Origin of the sequence: Neorhizobium phenanthreniclasticum, assembly GCF_040066075.1 — a bacterium.
Taxonomy (GTDB): domain Bacteria; phylum Pseudomonadota; class Alphaproteobacteria; order Rhizobiales; family Rhizobiaceae; genus Neorhizobium; species Neorhizobium petrolearium.
Genome location: NZ_JBEAAL010000032.1, coordinates 1 through 16,916 on the forward strand (window position 1 = coordinate 1; position 16,916 = coordinate 16,916).

Consider the following 16,916-nt stretch of genomic DNA (forward strand, 5'->3'; position numbering starts at 1 on the left):
CCGGCCGTCGTCGGCCCCGAGGCGGCTCTTGATGACGGTGCGCCGCAGATCTTCGATGATGTGCCGGGTAATCTCGTTTTCCTGCATGGATTTGGCGACGAAGCCGCGACCGACGCAGCCTTCGCGAGCGCCACGCATATCTCGACGCTCACGGTCGAGTCGCAGCGCGTCGCCGCCAATCCCATGGAGCTCAAATCCTTCATCGCGGCCTACGACCCGGAAACGGACGGGTTCGACGTCTATTCCGCCAGCCAGGGCACGGGGCTTGCCGACGGGCTTGCCCGTTTCACCGGCCATCCTCCCGAAAAGGTCAGGCACCACATGGGCGATGTCGGCGGCAGCTTCGGCATCCGCGGCGCCGCCTATCCGGAATATGCGGCGATCATGCTTGCCGCAAAAAAACTCTGTCGCCCGGTGCGCTGGACCGCCAGCCGCACAGAGAGCTTCCTCGCCGACTACCACGGCCGCGCGGTAAAATTCACCGGCGAGCTTGCGCTCGGCGAAGACGGCAAGTTCCTTGCCATCCGCATGAATGTCGTGTGCGATCTCGGCGCCTATCACTCGCCGCCGGGCGCGCTGATCAACATATTGAACCCGATGCTGACCGGCACCGGCTGCTACCGGATTCCGACCGTCTTCGGACTCAACCGTCTCGCCTTCACGAACACTTCTCCGATCGCCGCCTATCGCGGCGCGGGACGCCCCGACATCAATTACATGGTCGAGCGGCTGGTCGACCAGGCCGCCGTCGATATCGGCATGGACCGTGTCGAGATCCGTCGCAGGAACCTGATCCCGGATGACGCCTATCCCTATCAGACTCCGACCACCGTCTACGATAGCGGCAGCTACATGGCCATGATCGAGGAAGCCGTCTCGATTTCAGATTGGAAGGGTTTCGAGGCGCGTCGGGAACAGTCCGAAAGGCAGGGCAATCTGCGCGGCATCGGCATGGGGATCTTCATCGAGCCATCCGGCGGCGGACACATGCCGGAGGAAACCGAGATCCGCTTCGAGCCCGACGGCACCGTGACGCTCTACACTCTTTCCGGTTCCGCCGGCCAGGGCCACGAGACGGTGTTCCCGCAACTTGTCGCGAAGGAACTCGGCATCGACGAGAACCTGATTACGCTGCGTGCCAACAGTGTTCACGCCCCTCACAAGCTGAAAGGCGCGGGCACGATGGGTTCGCGCAGCATGGCCTCACACGGAGCGTCGCTCACGGTTACCTCCCGCGAAGTGGTCAGAAAGGGTTTCAAGCTCGCAGCGGACGCGCTGGAAGCGTCCGAGAACGACATCGAATTCGACCACGGCCACTATAAGGTCGCCGGGACCAACCTTTCCATTTCGCTTATGGAACTCGCGGCCCGCAATGCCGCACAGGACGGCAATGCGCTCGACACGCTGGCGTCGATCCAGCCGGAGCGCAATTTTCCGGGCGGCGTGCATGTCGCGGAAGTGGAGATCGACCCAGGCACCGGCGAGACCAGGGTCATTTCCTATATCGGCGTCGACGATGCCGGGCATGTGATCAACCACACGCTCCTCGAAGGCCAGATGCATGGCGGCCTCGCCCAGGGGGCCGGCCAGGTGTTCGGCGAGCAGATCGTCTACGATGGCGAAAGCGGCCAGCTCCTGACCGCCACTTTCATGGACTATTTCATGCCGCGCGCCGACTTCATGCCGACGCCGCGCTTCTTCGACATGCCGGCGCCATCGCCCACCAACGTGCTCGGCGCCAAGGGCGGCGGAGAGGCCGGCACGACCGGAGCGCTGCCGACGCTGATGAACGCCGTGATGGACGCCCTGCGCCGGTCCGGCGTCAAAGAGTTCGATATGCCGGCAACGCCCTATAGGGTCTGGGCGGCCTTGAACTCGGCGGGTGCCAACGTCTGACGGAAGCGATAAAATCGTCCGGAGATGAGTCCCCTGCAGGATGCCGGATGATGAAACTGGACGATATTGCTGAAACCGTGATGAACCGCGCGAAAGACAGGCGGCGGTTCATCGTCGCGATTGCTGGACCGCCGGGCGCCGGCAAATCGACCTTCGCCGATGCGCTGCGCGAAGCCCTCATCGCTCGCGGAGAAACCGTCGAGATTCTGCCGATGGACGGCTTCCATATGGACAACGGCATTCTGAGCGCGCGTGGCCTCCTGCCCCGCAAAGGCGCACCGGAGACATTCGACGTTCGCGGCTTTGCCGACATCCTCAAGGCCGTCCGGCAGGCGGACGAGGAAGTGCTGGTGCCGGTCTTCGATCGGTCCCGCGAGATCGCCATCGCCTCGGCTCGCCCGATTTCGCCGGATACCCATATCGTGCTTGCGGAAGGCAATTACCTGCTGATCGACCACGCCCCCTGGTCGCGGCTCAAGGACATGTTCGATCTCACGATCTTTGTCGGCCCATCGGAAGACGTGCTGCGAGAACGGCTCATCGCACGATGGGTCCATCATGGCCTCGACGAAGCCGGCATCGCATGGAAACTCGACGGCAACGACCTGCCGAACGGGCGCTATATCATCGCCAATTCGCGACCCGCCGATATCCGGCTGGAGATATTCTGAAATTACAGCGCGACACCGCTCTCGCGGTCGAAGACATGCACCTGTTCAGCGGGAATATTGGCCTCAAACCGCGCGCCGTAGCGGGCCGGATATTCGCCGTCGACGATCGCCACGACCGGCTGGCCGGCAAGGTCGAAGACCACATGTGTCTGCGCCCCGGTCGGCTCGACCAGCAAAGTCTGCCCCGCGAGCACCGTCCCGCCCACACCGGGGCTCAGGTGCTCGGGGCGCAAGCCCACCTTGATCGCCTGGCCGCGCTTCACCTTGCGGTCCGCCGCGATGCGGATCGCCGTCCCGTCGCTGAGGCGCGCCGCCGGTTCGCCCCCCTCGCCGTCTACCGTGCCATCGAGGATGTTCATGGCCGGCGAGCCGATGAAGGCGGCGACGAAGAGATTGGCCGGCTTTTTGTAGAGTTCCATCGGTGTACCTTCCTGCTCCATCCGGCCTTGATTCAGCACGACGATGCGGTCGGCGAGCGTCATCGCCTCGATTTGGTCGTGGGTGACATAGATCGAGGTGGTACCGACCTTCTGGTGAAGCGTCTTGATTTCTGAGCGCATCTGCACACGCAGCTTCGCGTCGAGATTGGAAAGCGGCTCGTCGAACAGGAAGACGGCAGGGTTGCGAACAATCGCCCGGCCCATAGCGACGCGTTGCCGTTGGCCACCGGAAAGTTGGGCCGGCTTGCGATCGAGAAGCGGCATGAGGTCGAGCATGCGGGCCGCCTCATTGACTCGTTCGGCGATCACCGGTTTCGGCGCACCGGAAAGGCGCAGGTTGAAACCCATGTTTTCCGCCACCGTCATGTGTGGATAGAGCGCATAGGACTGGAACACCATGGCAATGTTGCGTTCGCGCGGCGTCAGATCGTTCACGACCGCATGGTCGATGACGACATCGCCGGCCGTGATCTCTTCAAGCCCGGCGATCATCCGCAGCAGCGTCGATTTTCCGCAGCCGGATGGGCCGACCAGGGCGATGAACTGGCCGTCTTCGATCGACAGGGAGACGCCATGGATCACTTCGAGCGAGCCGTAGGCCTTGCGGACATTCCTGAGTTCGACGGATGCCATGATAATACCTCCGATCCTGCGCTCAGGACTTCACCGCACCGGCGGTGAGACCGGCGATGATGTGCTTCTGAGCGAGAAAAAAGACGATGATGGTCGGCAGGATGGTGAGCGTGATGAAGGCGAGCACCAGATGCCATTCGGTGCTGAACTCTCCCTTGTAGACCATGATGCCGAGCGGCCAGGGATAACGGCTTTCGGAATTCAGCAGGATGAGCGGCAGGATGTAGCTGTTCCAGCTTCCGACGAAGGAGATGATGCCGACGGTCGCGACGATCGGACGCGACAATGGCAGCGTCACGTGCCAGAAGAAGCCGAAATAGCCGCAGCCATCGACGAAGGCCGCGTCGAAAAGCTCCACCGGCAGGCCGCGGAAATAGTTGCGGAACAGGATGATGCTCATGCCGAGCCCGAAGGCCACCTGCGGCAGCACGACGCCCCAATAGGTGTCGAGCAGACCGAGATCGCGAATGCGGATATAGAGCGGCAATATGGCGGTGGCAGCCGGAAACATCAGGCCGGTCAGGAAATAGTTCAGCAGATAATCCGAGCCGAAAAAGCGGATATGGGCGAAACAGAAGGCCGCCATCGCCGCAAATGTCAGCGTCAGGAACACGGTGAGCGCGGCGATCAGCAGGGAATTGCCCATCTGCAGCCAGTAGCGCTGGCTGGTGATGATGTCGCCGTAATTGCTCCACTGCCATTCCGACGGCAGGCCAAAGGGATTGCCCCTCAGATCCGACAGCGTCTTGAAGCCGCCGAGCGCGGTGCTCACGAGTGGAACGATGACCAGGGCAGCGACGACAATCAGGCAGACATAGAGATAGGTCCTGGTCCCGACGGAGAGCCTGCGGCCGCCCGTCTGCTCCGTTGCTGCGTCGATCGGTGGTGCGGCAATATCAGTCATGGCGCATGAATATCCGCTTGTAGCTGAAGGCGAGGGTCACGCAGATGACGAACAGGATCACGCCGACGGCGCTGCCGAAACCGATCTGCATGCGCGTCACGCCGAAATTGTAGAGAAATGTCACGATAGTCTGCGTGGCGTTCGATGGCCCACCGCCGGTGAGCGGCATGATCATGTCGAAGAGATGCAGCGAGCCGACGACCGCGAAGAAAACTGACAGCCGGACGGTGGAACCGAGCAGCGGCAGGGTGACCAGGCGGAACTTCTGCCAGCCGGAGGCGCCGTCGATATCGGCGGCTTCGAGTACGCTCTTGTCGATCGCCTGGAGCCCTGCGATGAACAGCATCATGTGGAAGCCGAAATATTTCCAGACCACCACGGCGAGGATCGCATACATCGCTGTGTCGCGGTCGGCCAGCAGGAACGGCGCCTCGAAACCGAAGAAATGGGCGATACCGGCGGCGAGGCCAAAATCGCCGTCATAGACGAAGCGCCAGATCATGCCGGCGGCGACATCGGCCAGCACATAAGGCAGGAAGAAGATCAGCCGGAAGAACAGCGCGCCACGGATGCGGGTCGTCACCATGGTGGCGAGCCAGAGCGCCAGGGGAATCTGCAAGGCAAGCGAGACGAGGATGATGAGGCCGTTGTTGATCAGCGCTTGGATGAACGCGCTGTTGCGCAGAACAAGCTGATAATTGCGCCACCCGACCCATTGGGTCGGCAGGCCGTAACCGTTCCAGTTGTAGAAGGAATACCAGGCAGCCTCCCCCATCGGCAGGATGACCAGCACGGTGAACAGCAGGAGAGCCGGCGGCAGGAAGAGTACGAGCACCGGCCACTTGCTTTTCGCAAACGAGCGACGGCGGCGATTGGTTCGGCCGGTGATGCCAGCGCCTGAGGCGGGCAGCGATTTGGCCAATATTGACGTCGTATTCATCGGTATGGTCGCGGCTCCCCGACTGCCGGTGGCGGTCGCTCATGACATGAATGACATCTGACTCGTTCCGGCACCGCGATCGGCGATGCGGTGCCGGTAAAGATCAGGACTTACGGGTTCTCAAGCGAAAACGCGTCCTGGATCTGCTGGGCGGCGTCCGCCGGGGACTGCTGGCCTGAAACGATGGCGACCGACATGTCGTTGACGACGGCCCCGACATTGGGCCCAAGATCCTGATCGAGGAAGTTCTGGTGCCACGTCTCGTTGGCGATCGCCTCCGCGGCGACCTTCAGAAGCGGGTCGGACACGGCATCGCTTGCGCCCTTGGCCACGGGAAGGATCTTCGCATCCCGGGCCAGCTTTCGCTGCACATCCGGGCTGCTGAAATATTTCAGGAACTCTTCGGTCTCGGGCGGCGCGTTCTTGGTGATCGTCCAGCCGTTGATGCCGCCGAAATTGTCGGTGACGACCCCCGGCGCGCCGTCAAGCGCCGGGAAAGGGAACCTGCCGATATTCTCCACCGGCAATCCCTTGCCGCTGGTGGAATTCACGGCTTGCGTGCCGGGCGTGTTTTCGAAACTCAGGATGATGGCGGCGCGCCCGTCGCCAAACGCCGCGAGCGCATCGTTCCAGGTAGCGCCTAGATAGCCGTTCTGGAACGGTTCGAGCTTGCCGAGCTCAGCCAGATATTCGCCTGCCTTGACGAAGGGCTCGCTGGCGAAACCATCACCCTTGCCCGCCTTGGCGTCGACGAACCCCTGGTGGCCGGCTTGACGCATGGCAAGATAGCTCCAGTAGAAATGGAGAGGCCACTTGTCGCCGCCGCCACCGGCGATCGGCGTAATACCGGCTGCCTTGAGCTTCTTGACGGCATCGGTGAAATTACCCCAGGTCTTGATCGTGGAAGCATCGACACCGGCCTTCTGGAACAGCTCCTTGTTGTAATAGAAAGCGACGACGCCGGTCCTGAAGGGTGCCGCCCAGACGTTGTCGTCGAAGGTCAGCGCATCGACGGCCGCCGCGTTGATCGTGTTTCGCCAGGCGCCGCCATCGGCATCAAGCGCCCCTGTGACGTCGCGCAGCATGCCGGTTTGCGCCTGCGCCTTCAGCACGCCTCCACCCCAGGTGTAAAACATGCTCGGCGCTTCGGACGACTGCAGCAGGGTCGGGATCTTCGCCTTGAAGGCCTGGTTCTCCAGGAATTTCATCTCGATCTTGACGCCCGGATGGTCCTTTTCGAACTGCTCGGCAATGCCGCGCCAGACATCGATCACGTTTGGCTGGGCCTCCACATACATCCATGTGATGACCGATTCCGCAGCCGCGACTGCGGCGCTTGCCATAAGCGCGGCGGCCCCCAGGGCCGCGACCTTGAACCTGCGTATTCCGTGTGTCCTGATGATAGCCATAATCGCACTCCTCCCGTAGCGCTTTATTTCTGCATCCGGATTAAATAAACGCGGACGTTAGCAATCTGTCAATACCTTGCCCAGAGAAGCGGCCTTGAATGCGCGAAAATGCGGCCTTTACAGAAATTCCTGTTGCACTTATGCGAAATTCCGCTCTAGAAGAAAGTGAATTTAATTTGCCTGGCGTAAAAAATCCGCAGGCACTGATTGGGTTCTGGATGCCTGCGCAATGAAGACTGCCGATCCCGAATTGATGCGCGCCATCAACCGTTTGAGCGTGCTGGATACGATCCGGCGACATGGACCTATTTCCCGGGTGGAGATCAGCGAACGCACAGAACTCTCGACCACCACCGTTTCGGCGATCACCGCATCCCTTCTCGACGACGGGCTGATCCTGACCCGCCATGAAGGCGATATCCGCAACGCGGCCGCGCGTGGTCGCCCCCGCGTCATGCTGGAGGTCAATCAGGACGCCGCCCGCGTCGTCGGCGCCAAGATCGCCGCAAGCCGCATGGTCTTCGTCGTCGCCAATTTCCGCGGCGACGTGCTTTCGACGCTGACGCTGCCGATCCGCATCGACCGGCAGCCGATCGCGGTAATCGCTGATCTTGTCGAGGATGGCGTGCGTCGCTGCGTTGTAGATGCCGGCCTCTCGCTGGAGGATGTCGACAGCGTTTGCCTCGGCATTCCCGGCGTCGTCGAACACCGCACCGGCCATATCCGATCGAGCCCGATCTTTCGCGAAGTCAATATTGATTTTGCTGCAGAAATGTCAGCGCGCCTGTCGACGCCGACGATTATCGAGAGCGACGCGCACGCCATCACGCTTGGCCACCACTGGTTCGGCAAGGCCCGTGAGCTGGAAGACATGGTTCTGGTCTCGCTGGAGCAGACGCTGGGGCTCGGCGTATTGCATCGCAATCGGCTCTTTCGCGGTGCCGGCGGCCTCAGCCACAATCTCGGAGACCTTGTGCTCGGCATCGGCCCACAAGGCGTCATACGCCTTTCAAGTCAGGCGGGAGAGAGCGCCATTCTGGGTGAACAGCAGACTGATGGGCGTTTCGCCGAAGCGATACGGCTCGGTCGCGGTATGACCCATGTCCAGGCGCTGATCCAGGCCGATGACGACCGACTGATCACCGCGGCGGTACGTGCCGGCGAGGCAATCGGACTGACGATCGCCAATATCGTCACGCTGTTCGCGCCGCCGCGCGTGATCCTCGTCGGGTCGTCGCTGGCGCTTGGAGAGCCATTTCTCAACAGTTTGCGCGATGCCTATGCGCTTGCCATTCCACCGTCGCTTAAGGGTGTCAGCGAGCTCGTATTCGACGATTCCACGGACGATTTCTGGGCTCAGGGCGCTGCCGCCGTCGCGCTTTACGAGCTTTACGAATCGCCCTGGAGCACCACGGGACCGGCGCTCTGACGCATCGAACAGGCAGAATTCATCGGGAGGAGAATGATGGACAAAGTCGGTATCGGCATCATCGGATGCGGCAATATTTCGGGCGCCTATCTGAAGGCGATGACCTCCACCTTTCCGATCCTCGACATTCGCGGGCTGGCCGACCTCAATCGCGATCTCGCCGAGGCCAAGGCTGCCGAATTCAATCTGCAGGCAAAGGCTGTCGCTGATCTGCTGGCTGATCCGAAAGTCGAGATCATCGTCAACCTGACCATCCCGAAAGCGCATGTCGCGGTTGGACTGCAGGCGCTGGAAGCCGGCAAGCACACCTATTCGGAAAAGCCGCTCGGCATTAATTTCGCGGAAGGGAAAAAACTGGCCGATACCGCCAGGGCAAAAGGCCTGCGCATCGGCGCAGCGCCCGATACATTCCTCGGCGGCGGCCACCAGACCGCCCGCGCGCTCATGGACCAGGGCGTCATCGGCATTCCGGTCGGCGGCACGGCCACCTTCATGTGCCCCGGCCATGAGCGTTGGCACCCGAACCCCGCCTTCTATTACGAGGTCGGCGGCGGCCCGATGCTGGACATGGGGCCGTACTACATCACCGATCTCGTCAATCTCCTCGGCCCTGTCGCGCAGGTCGCGGGCTTTGCGATCACCCCGCGCAAGGAGCGCACCATCACCAGCGAACCGCGCAACGGCGAGCGCATTCCCGTGCATGTGCCGACCCATGTGGCGGGCGTGATGCGCTTCGCCAACGGCGCGGTCGTGCAGATCGGCATGAGTTTCGATGTCGCCGGCCACAAGCATGTACCGCTCGAAGTCTATGGTACCGAAGGTACGCTGATTGTGCCGGATCCGAACCGTTTCGCCGGCCCGGTCGAATATCTGAAGAAGGGCGGCCAGTTCGAGGACCAGCCGGTCACCATGCCCTATGCGGACGGCAATTACCGTTCGATCGGCGTCGCCGACATGGCCTATGCGATCCGCTCCAATCGCCCGCACCGGGCGAACGGCGATCTGGCCTTGCATGTACTGGAGGTCATGGAAGCCTTCCACACGGCAGCCGCGGAAGGCCGGACGATCACCATCACCACTGCAACGGAACGCCCGGCACCCCTGTCGGAGTCGCTGATCGACGGCCTGCTGGCCTTATGATTTTGGAGGAGAAGAAAATGCGCGAAGCACTGATCGTCTGGGGCGGCTGGAGCGGCCACGAGCCGCAGGAATGCGCAGCCATTATCAAGGACATGCTCGAAGAGGATGGTTTCAAGGTCTATCTGGAACATTCGACCGAAGCCTTCGCCGATCCCTCGATCCATGATCTCAGCCTGATCGTGCCGATCATGACCATGTCGAAGATAGAGAAGGAAGAGGTGAAGAACCTCGCCGCGGCCGTACAGAACGGCGTCGGCATCGCCGGCTACCATGGCGGCGCGGGCGACGCTTTCCGCGATTCCGTCGATTACCAGTTCATCATCGGCGGCCAGTGGGTGGCCCATCCCGGCAACATCATCGACTACACCGTGAACATCACCCGGCCCGACGATCCCTTGATGGAAGGGATCAGCGATTTCCCCTACACGTCCGAGCAGTATTACATGCATGTCGACCCCTCGAATGAGGTCCTCGCCACGACCACCTTCACCGGCGATCACGCATACTGGATTGACGGCGTCGTCATGCCGGTGGTGTGGAAGCGGAAATACGGCAAGGGCCGCGTCTTCTATTCGTCGCTCGGCCATCAGGCGAAGGAATTCGATGTGCCGCAGATGAAGACGATCTTTAGACGTGGAGCGAATTGGGCGGCGCGGTGATATCCAATTTGAGGACGGCTCGCCGCCCTCAAATTTCCCTCAATGTCGCAAAAATCTCCGCAAACGCTGCATCCTTGCGATAAAGCACCGGCGGACTACCGATCGGCGAGGCGACGGTCACTTCTTGCCCGCCCGAAAACGCCTCACCGCTCCAGACATGCACCCACTCCGCACCCTCCGGCAGATATACGGTGCGTTTCTCCTGCGCCGCATGCCAGACCGGCGCCACCAGCAGTTCAGGGCCGTAAAGATAGGCATCCTGGATGGGATAGGTCCTTGGATCGTACTCGTAGTGCAGGAAGAGCGGTCGCTGGACCGGCAGGCCGCGGGCAGCCGCCTCCTTCGACAGCGTTTTCAGATAGGGCGCCAGATGCACGTAGATCCGCGTCATCCGTGCGAAATGCGCGAGCACCTCCGGATCCTGGTCGATCTGGATGTTGTCGCGCGGCCGGTTTCCCTCATGCGTGCGCATGACCGGCGTGAAGGCGGCCATCTCCGCCCAGCGCATCAGAAGTTCGGAAGTTCGGACATTGCCGAACAAGCTTGTGTAACCGCCGATATCGGAATGGTGGTAGGCGTTGCCAAGCAGGCCTGACGAAAGCGCCGCGCATATGACGGTGACGAGGCCGTCGTGACGGGAGAAATCCACCGACTGATCGCCGCCCCACAGCAGCGGGCAATGTCTCTGCACGCCCGTAAAACCCGCGCGCATGAAGAACAGTGCCTCGCCGGTCTTGCCGCGGCTCGCCACCGCCCTGGCATTGACCTCGGCCCAGAGCACCGGCCAGGCATTGTGCATCAGTTTGGCGTCGATGCCGTTCGAAAGCTCGACATCGATCGGCAGGTATTCGCCGAAATCGGCCATCCAGCCGGAAAGCCCGAAATCGAGCATGCGCCGCCCGATGATCTCCTCGGCGAACCATTCGGCGGCTTGCCGGTTGGTGAAGTCGACCACACCGCAATCGAACTCGCCGAAATCGACAATTGCTGTACGGCCGAGCTGGTCCTTGGCGAAATAGCCGGCCGCCTCAGCCTCCGGAAACAAAGTCCCGTCGACGGAGAGATAGGGATTTACATAGCCGAGAAAGCGAATGCCCTGGTCGTTCAGCTCGGCGATGCGATGCCGCAGGCCCGGATACCGCTCGTCGTTCGCCTGCCAGTCCCAGAAGAGGCGTGAGCCGAACGAGGTCTGGCGGATGCCGACCCAATCCTCGCACCAGAGGCCGGAGATCTGCACACCGGCCTGCCGCATCCTTGCCAGCCGGTCGAAGGAGTTGATGCCGTCCTTGAGGCCGATGATCGCCCCGTTGTAAACCCACTCCGGCAATTCCGGCTGCCGCCCGAAACGCAGCGACAATGCTTCCACCAGTTCGATGAAGGTCGGCGCGGAATAGAACTCGATCCGTTCCGGAACCGCCCAGACTTCGATCTCATGGAATGCCTTGCGACGGAAATCGAAGACGGAATAAGCGGAAGTCTCCACATGCAACGCGTAACGCGCCGAGGAGATATAGGTCGGCTGCGGGTAATTGGTGTTGTAATAATCGCCGCCCGCCTTGTCCTTCAGGTTGGATTTGAAGGTGATCTCGCTAGTCTTGTCGCGCCCGACTCCAGGTTCGGAGGTCCAGAGCGGAAAACGGCGGCCGCGCATGTCGAAATAGGACATCTGTTCGCCGCCGCCCCAGACATGCTCGTCGCTCTCCGCAGGGATGCGAATCCAGAGGCGGTTGATGGTGTCGTCCAGCGATCGGAAGTGGATCACAGAATCCGAGATCGTCAGTTCCAGACGCGGCGCGCGGCCCTTCGCCTCCGACAGGCTGATTCTGTTGTCCTCGACCTCCACATGCCTGAGCGGACTGCGCTCTTCGATATAGTCTTCGACCTCGAAATTGCCGCGATACATCTCCATCCGCTCCTGGCCATGACCGATGAAAATGGACGGCGAGGAGGCGCCATGACGCAGGATCAGGCGTCCGTTCAGCGAGATGGAAAAGCCGTCTGACGTCGTTTCGAATTTCATATGTGCGTTACTCAATTCGGATGACCTACCTGAGCCGCGACACGTAACGCGCCACGGAATGGTCGAACCATGTATGGGAAACCTCAGCCACTACGCCATCCTGCGCCTGGCTCATGCGCAGCACATGAGGGACCGGCGCGCCCGGCTTCGGTCCGAAAACCGGCGGCGCCCATTCGGGCACCGTGTCGAGACCGATCCTGTCTTCCGCCCGGGAGATCCAGAGGCCAAGCCGGCTGCGATAGTAGAGATAGAGGGATTCCGAAAGGTCTTCCGGCGTGATCGCCGATATATAGGAGCCGTCGAGCCAGATCTCCTCCAGCGCCGCCACCTTCCCCGACAGTTTTCGGACCCGCCGAATCCTGTGTCCCTCCGGGGAAAAGCCGAACCCCGGCAGGTCCTTCGGTTTGTCGAGCCGAACAATATCCAGAACCTCGGCCGTAGGCAGCCCCCCACCCTGGATGAGCTCCAGCCGGAACATGGCATAGACGCTCTTCGGGTCGCTGATCGCCCGGATATAGTTGCCCGACCCCTGCACCCGGTCCAGAAGCCCACGGCTCTGCAGTTCCGCCAGCGCCTTGCGCAGCGTGCCGACTGCAATCCCGAGCTCAGCCGCCAGATCGCGTTCCGGCGCGAGCTTCTCCCCATCGACCAGCCGGCCGGCCGCGATGTCGCGCACGAGCAATTCGGTGATCTGCAGATAGATCGGCAGGCTGCCCGGATGGCTTTCCATGAACTCCCGCTCCCCTCCCCAGGAACCGTGGACCTAAATTGATACATCATTGATCTACATAAAATCGGATGTTATGCAAGTGACAATCGTCAAACGCGGAGGAGGAACTGATGACCGTCGTACCCATCACATCGCCCGATCTCGATGCGGCCGAAGCCTCCTGGTTCGCGGCTCTCTGCTCCGATGACTATGCCTATCTCGGGGTGCCGGACGACGCGCTCAAATCGAGCTTCGAACACTGCTCCGATATCGTGAAGCGCGCCGAAACTCTGGGTTTTCGCAATATCCTCTGCCCATCCTCCTATCAGGTGGGTCAGGACACATTGAGCTTCGTCGCAGCCTGTTCGCAGATCACCGACAGGATCAATTTTCTGGCGGCCATCCGCTGCGGCGAGATGCAGCCGATCATGCTCGCCCGCACAGTCGCGACGCTCGACCACATGCTGAAGGGCCGGTTGACGCTCAACGTCATCAGCTCGGATTTCCCGGGCGAGGTTGCCGACAGCGCCTTCCGCTACCGCCGCAGCCATGAGGTCGTGCAGATCCTGCGCCAGGCCTGGACGCGCGACACGATCGATCATGAGGGCGAGGTCTACAACTTCAAGGGACTCACCACCGATCCGGCGAGACCTTACCAGCAGAACGGTGGGCCGCTCCTCTATTTCGGCGGCTACTCTCCAGACGCGCTGGAGCTCTGCGGCGCCCAATGCGACGTTTATCTCATGTGGCCGGAACCCAAGGAACAGATAGCCGAGCGCATGAAGGCGGTTCATGCCCGCGCTGAGGCGCATGGCCGCACGCTCGATTATGGCCTGCGCATCCATATGATCGTCCGTGATACCGAGCAAGAAGCCCGCGAATATGCCGAACACCTCGTCTCGAAACTTGATGACGAATACGGCCAGCTGATCCGCAACCGCGCCCATGACAGCACCTCGCTTGGCGTATCGCATCAGGCTCGAACCCGCGAACTCGCCGACAAGTTCGGCTATGCCGAGCCGCATCTCTGGACCGGCATCGGCCGGGCTCGCTCGGGTTGCGGCGCGGCGCTCGTCGGCTCGGCGGACCAGGTTCTTTCCGAGATCGAGGAATACAAAAAGATGGGTATCCGGGCCTTCATCTTTTCCGGCTATCCGCATCTCGACGAGGCGGAACATTTCGGTCAGAAGGTGCTGCCGCAGCTGAAAACCTGCTCGCTGCCGCATGTCTATGGCCGGGTCCCGGCCGAAACACCCGCAACACCGCTCGGCGCAGGGACACGATACTAATGGGAAAACGCCACTGATGGACCGCATCCAACTTTCGCCAGAACTCGAACTGAGCCGTCTCGTCTATGGCCTGTGGCGCATCGGCGACGATGCAGACACCTCGCCGAAACATGTCCAGGCCAAGGTCGAAGCCTGCCTGGCGCAGGGTATCACCACCATGGATAATGCCGACATCTATGGCGGCTACACGGCCGAAGCGATCTTCGGCGCGGCGCTGAAGGCTTCGCCTTCGCTGCGCGGCAAGATCGAGATCATCACGAAATGCGGCATCGTTGCGCCGTCCGGCCGGCATTCCGCGGTTCGCGGCAAGCACTATGATACCAGCGCCGAGCATATCAACGCGTCGGTCGAAACCTCGCTGCGGGATATGGCGACCGACTACGTCGACCTCCTGCTGATCCACCGTCCCGATCCGTTCATGGACCCCGATGAAACGGGACCGGCGCTCGATGCCCTCGTCGCATCCGGAAAGGTGCGCGCCGTCGGCGTCTCCAATTTCCGGCCTTACGATTTCTCGTTGCTGCAGTCCTCGATGGAATCCCAGCTCCTCACCAACCAGATCGAGATCAGCCTGCTGGCGACGGACGCCTTCACGAATGGCGATCTCGCCTATCTGCAGGAACGTGCCATTGCGCCGATGGCCTGGTCGCCGCTCGGTGGTGGTTCACTCTTCAAGCCGGAAAATGCGGCATTGATCGAGGTGCTGGAACGCATCGCGGTCGAACAAGGTCTCGACGCCACCGCCGTCGCAGTCGCCTGGCTGCTTGCCCATCCGGCCAATATCCTGCCGGTGCTCGGCACCAACAATCCCTACCGCATCAAGAAGATCGGCGACGCTACGAAAGTGGCGATCGACCGCCAGACCTGGTTCGAACTCTATACCGCAGCTATCGGAAAGCCTGTGCCATGACGATATCCGCCAACGCCACCCATGGACCCAACGAACAGGTCTTCGTTCCGGACGCATCAACCGCCAGGCATTACCGCGATGCGCTCGGTGCGTTCACGACAGGGGTGACGGTGGTGACGGCAAGAACACCCGACGGGCCGATCGGCATGACGGTGAACAGTTTCACCTCCGTGTCGCTCGACCCGCCGCTCGTCCTTTGGTCTCCCGCAAAAAGCTCGTCCCGCCACGGTGCCTTCACGGCGGCCGACCATTTCGCCATCCACGTGCTGAGCGCCGAGCAAGACCGCTTGAGCACCCGCTTCACCCGCGGCGGTTTGGGCTTCGACGATCTGCATTGGCTGGAAAACCTCGAAGGCGTGCCGGTCATCCCAGGCACGCTGGCCCGCTTCGAGTGCAAACTCTCCTCCATGCACGATGCAGGCGACCACACGTTGATCCTCGGCAGGGTGCTTCGCGCCGCTCATCGCGAGGGCGATCCCTTGTGTTTCTCCCGCGGCACATTCGGCCGTTTTCAAGGCCACTGAAGTCGGAAAAATATTGACCGGCGCATGGGCCGGGCCTACGCAGGAAAACACCCTTCCAGCATCGACAGGCCCTCCATGACCATCATCAGACCGGATATCAGCGCCCGCGCCGCGGCAGCGCCACGCAGCGGCATCGGAGAGATCGTCACCCACGCCCGCGGCCGGGAAAACCTGATGCCGCTCTGGATCGGCGAAGGCGACCTGCCGACGCCGGATTTCATCACCCGCGCGGCCAGCGAGGCCCTGCTCGCCGGCGAGACCTTCTACACCTGGACGCAAGGCATTCCACCGCTTCGTGAAGCGATCGTCCGCTATTACCGGCGACACTACGGCACCAGCCTGTCGACCGACAATATCTACGTCACCGGCTCAGGTATGCAGTCGATCGTTCTCGCCATCCAGACGGTCGCCTCTGCCGGCAACGAGATCATCTATCTTTCTCCCGCCTGGCCGAATGTGGTGAACTCGATCGGTGTCGCGGAAGCCAAGGCCGTGCCCGTCCAGCTGGGTTTTGCCGACGGCCGCTGGGTGCTCGACATAGAACGCCTGAAGGCGGCGATCACGCCGAAAACCAGCGCGCTGTTCATCAATTCGCCATCCAATCCAACCGGTTGGACGGCTACGCATGAAGACCTGAAGGCGATCCTCGAACTTGCCCGCAAGCACGGCCTTTGGATCATCGCCGACGAGATTTACGGCCTCTATTATTTCGAGGGCACCCGCGCGCCGTCCTTCATGGACGTCATGGAGCCGGAAGACCGGATCATTTTCGCCAATTCCTTCTCCAAGAACTGGTGCATGACCGGATGGCGCGTCGGCTGGATGGTGGTGCCTGCCGAGATCGGCCAGACGCTGACCAACCTCATCCAGTATTCGACCTCGGGTGTTGCGCAGTTCATGCAGAAAGGCGCGATCGCTGCCCTTGAAGAGGGCGACGACTTCATCCGTTCGAATATCGAGCGAGCGCGAAAATCGCGCGACATTCTCTGCGATGCGCTGATCGCCACCAACCGGGTGGAAACGCGCAAACCGGAGGGAGCCCTCTACGCCTTCCTGAAGATCGACGGTGTCACCGACAGCCGTGAGGAAGCGTTCAGGATCGTCGACAAGACAGGCATCGGCATGGCACCGGGCACCGCTTTCGGTCCGGGCGGTGCAGCCTTCATGCGCGCCTGCTATCTGCGCGATCCGCTGCAGATCGAAGATGCCGCGCAACGGCTCAGCGATTATATCCGCAGGCGTTAACAAAGCCATAGAGAACGAAGCGATCCCCTCACCAACAAAATCCAGCACTTAGCTTGGCTCAAGATGCTGATTTTGTAACCTCTCCCACACGGGGAGAG

The 16,916-nt window shown here is 61.6% G+C and carries 16 protein-coding genes; 10 read left to right on the forward strand and 6 right to left on the reverse strand.

Annotation, left to right across the window (positions count from 1 at the left end; genetic code table 11):
• Positions 1–1,896: xanthine dehydrogenase family protein molybdopterin-binding subunit (locus ABK249_RS28615; protein WP_348864661.1), on the forward strand; the 1,896-nt coding region annotated here is incomplete at its 5' end.
• Positions 1,897–1,946: 50 nt separating this feature from the next.
• Entirely contained in the window at positions 1,947–2,567 is a 621-nt protein-coding gene (locus ABK249_RS28620; protein ID WP_227705208.1) for a nucleoside triphosphate hydrolase, read from the forward strand.
• A gap of 2 nt (positions 2,568–2,569) precedes the next feature.
• Here the strand turns inward: ABK249_RS28620 and ABK249_RS28625 are convergent, their stop codons facing one another.
• The 4 genes from ABK249_RS28625 to ABK249_RS28640 form a co-directional block, all read right to left on the reverse strand.
• A complete protein-coding gene (locus ABK249_RS28625; RefSeq protein ID WP_227703948.1) occupies positions 2,570–3,640 on the reverse strand; it encodes an ABC transporter ATP-binding protein in 1,071 nt (356 codons plus the stop codon).
• A gap of 22 nt (positions 3,641–3,662) precedes the next feature.
• On the reverse strand, positions 3,663–4,544 hold the full coding sequence (locus ABK249_RS28630) for a carbohydrate ABC transporter permease (protein WP_227703949.1): 882 nt from the start codon (positions 4,542–4,544) through the stop codon (positions 3,663–3,665).
• The gene (locus tag ABK249_RS28635; protein WP_037152726.1) at positions 4,537–5,484 is read right to left on the reverse strand and encodes a carbohydrate ABC transporter permease; all 948 of its coding nucleotides are present in this window, start codon (positions 5,482–5,484) and stop codon (positions 4,537–4,539) included. Before ABK249_RS28635 ends, ABK249_RS28630 begins: the two co-directional genes overlap by 8 nt.
• A gap of 110 nt (positions 5,485–5,594) precedes the next feature.
• A complete protein-coding gene (locus ABK249_RS28640) occupies positions 5,595–6,893 on the reverse strand; it encodes an extracellular solute-binding protein (RefSeq protein ID WP_227703950.1) in 1,299 nt (432 codons plus the stop codon).
• Between the two features lie 98 nt (positions 6,894–6,991).
• Between ABK249_RS28640 and ABK249_RS28645 the strand changes: the two genes are divergently transcribed.
• Genes ABK249_RS28645 through ABK249_RS28660 form a run of 4 tightly spaced genes read left to right on the forward strand, consistent with a single transcriptional unit; the run spans position 6,992 to position 10,121 of the window.
• Entirely contained in the window at positions 6,992–7,126 is a 135-nt protein-coding gene (locus ABK249_RS28645) for a hypothetical protein (protein WP_265105708.1), read from the forward strand.
• Positions 7,123–8,322, forward strand: a complete 1,200-nt coding sequence (locus ABK249_RS28650; protein ID WP_037152729.1) for an ROK family transcriptional regulator — start codon at positions 7,123–7,125, stop codon at positions 8,320–8,322. The genes ABK249_RS28645 and ABK249_RS28650 overlap by 4 nt, the downstream gene beginning before the upstream one ends.
• A gap of 36 nt (positions 8,323–8,358) precedes the next feature.
• Positions 8,359–9,462, forward strand: a complete 1,104-nt coding sequence (locus ABK249_RS28655) for a Gfo/Idh/MocA family protein (RefSeq protein ID WP_037152731.1) — start codon at positions 8,359–8,361, stop codon at positions 9,460–9,462.
• A gap of 17 nt (positions 9,463–9,479) precedes the next feature.
• The gene (locus ABK249_RS28660) at positions 9,480–10,121 is read left to right on the forward strand and encodes a ThuA domain-containing protein (RefSeq protein ID WP_037152733.1); all 642 of its coding nucleotides are present in this window, start codon (positions 9,480–9,482) and stop codon (positions 10,119–10,121) included.
• Between the two features lie 28 nt (positions 10,122–10,149).
• Here the strand turns inward: ABK249_RS28660 and ABK249_RS28665 are convergent, their stop codons facing one another.
• Positions 10,150–12,141 (reverse strand): alpha-glucosidase, encoded by a 1,992-nt coding sequence (locus ABK249_RS28665; RefSeq protein ID WP_227703951.1) that lies wholly within the window; start codon positions 12,139–12,141, stop codon positions 10,150–10,152.
• Positions 12,142–12,166: 25 nt separating this feature from the next.
• A complete protein-coding gene (locus ABK249_RS28670; RefSeq protein WP_227703952.1) occupies positions 12,167–12,871 on the reverse strand; it encodes a GntR family transcriptional regulator in 705 nt (234 codons plus the stop codon).
• Between the two features lie 110 nt (positions 12,872–12,981).
• Between ABK249_RS28670 and ABK249_RS28675 the strand changes: the two genes are divergently transcribed.
• The 4 genes from ABK249_RS28675 (at position 12,982) to ABK249_RS28690 (ending at position 16,818) form a co-directional block, all read left to right on the forward strand.
• A complete protein-coding gene (locus ABK249_RS28675) occupies positions 12,982–14,139 on the forward strand; it encodes an LLM class flavin-dependent oxidoreductase (protein ID WP_227703953.1) in 1,158 nt (385 codons plus the stop codon).
• A 16-nt stretch (positions 14,140–14,155) separates the two neighbouring features.
• On the forward strand, positions 14,156–15,049 hold the full coding sequence (locus ABK249_RS28680; protein ID WP_227703954.1) for an aldo/keto reductase: 894 nt from the start codon (positions 14,156–14,158) through the stop codon (positions 15,047–15,049).
• Entirely contained in the window at positions 15,046–15,573 is a 528-nt protein-coding gene (gene smoA / locus ABK249_RS28685) for an NADH-dependent FMN reductase SmoA (RefSeq protein WP_037152748.1), read from the forward strand. The genes ABK249_RS28680 and smoA overlap by 4 nt, the downstream gene beginning before the upstream one ends.
• A 75-nt stretch (positions 15,574–15,648) precedes the next feature.
• Complete coding sequence (locus ABK249_RS28690) at positions 15,649–16,818, forward strand: pyridoxal phosphate-dependent aminotransferase (protein WP_227703955.1); 1,170 nt, start codon at positions 15,649–15,651, stop codon at positions 16,816–16,818.
• Positions 16,819–16,916: the final 98 nt, after the last annotated feature.

Bases quoted from the DNA above. Each gene is read 5' to 3' on its own strand.
- ABK249_RS28690 (WP_227703955.1), top strand. From the start codon at position 15,649: ATGACCATCATCAGACCGGATATCAGCGCCCGCGCCGCGGCAGCGCCA.
- ABK249_RS28665 (WP_227703951.1), bottom strand. From the start codon at position 12,141: ATGAAATTCGAAACGACGTCAGACGGCTTTTCCATCTCGCTGAACGGA.
- ABK249_RS28630 (WP_227703949.1), bottom strand. From the start codon at position 4,544: ATGACTGATATTGCCGCACCACCGATCGACGCAGCAACGGAGCAGACG.
- ABK249_RS28640 (WP_227703950.1), bottom strand. From the start codon at position 6,893: ATGGCTATCATCAGGACACACGGAATACGCAGGTTCAAGGTCGCGGCC.
- ABK249_RS28675 (WP_227703953.1), top strand. From the start codon at position 12,982: ATGACCGTCGTACCCATCACATCGCCCGATCTCGATGCGGCCGAAGCC.
- ABK249_RS28670 (WP_227703952.1), bottom strand. From the start codon at position 12,871: ATGGAAAGCCATCCGGGCAGCCTGCCGATCTATCTGCAGATCACCGAA.
- ABK249_RS28635 (WP_037152726.1), bottom strand. From the start codon at position 5,484: ATGAATACGACGTCAATATTGGCCAAATCGCTGCCCGCCTCAGGCGCT.
- ABK249_RS28660 (WP_037152733.1), top strand. From the start codon at position 9,480: ATGCGCGAAGCACTGATCGTCTGGGGCGGCTGGAGCGGCCACGAGCCG.
- ABK249_RS28625 (WP_227703948.1), bottom strand. From the start codon at position 3,640: ATGGCATCCGTCGAACTCAGGAATGTCCGCAAGGCCTACGGCTCGCTC.
- ABK249_RS28650 (WP_037152729.1), top strand. From the start codon at position 7,123: ATGAAGACTGCCGATCCCGAATTGATGCGCGCCATCAACCGTTTGAGC.
- ABK249_RS28680 (WP_227703954.1), top strand. From the start codon at position 14,156: ATGGACCGCATCCAACTTTCGCCAGAACTCGAACTGAGCCGTCTCGTC.
- ABK249_RS28620 (WP_227705208.1), top strand. From the start codon at position 1,947: ATGAAACTGGACGATATTGCTGAAACCGTGATGAACCGCGCGAAAGAC.
- ABK249_RS28645 (WP_265105708.1), top strand. From the start codon at position 6,992: ATGCGCGAAAATGCGGCCTTTACAGAAATTCCTGTTGCACTTATGCGA.
- ABK249_RS28655 (WP_037152731.1), top strand. From the start codon at position 8,359: ATGGACAAAGTCGGTATCGGCATCATCGGATGCGGCAATATTTCGGGC.
- smoA (WP_037152748.1), top strand. From the start codon at position 15,046: ATGACGATATCCGCCAACGCCACCCATGGACCCAACGAACAGGTCTTC.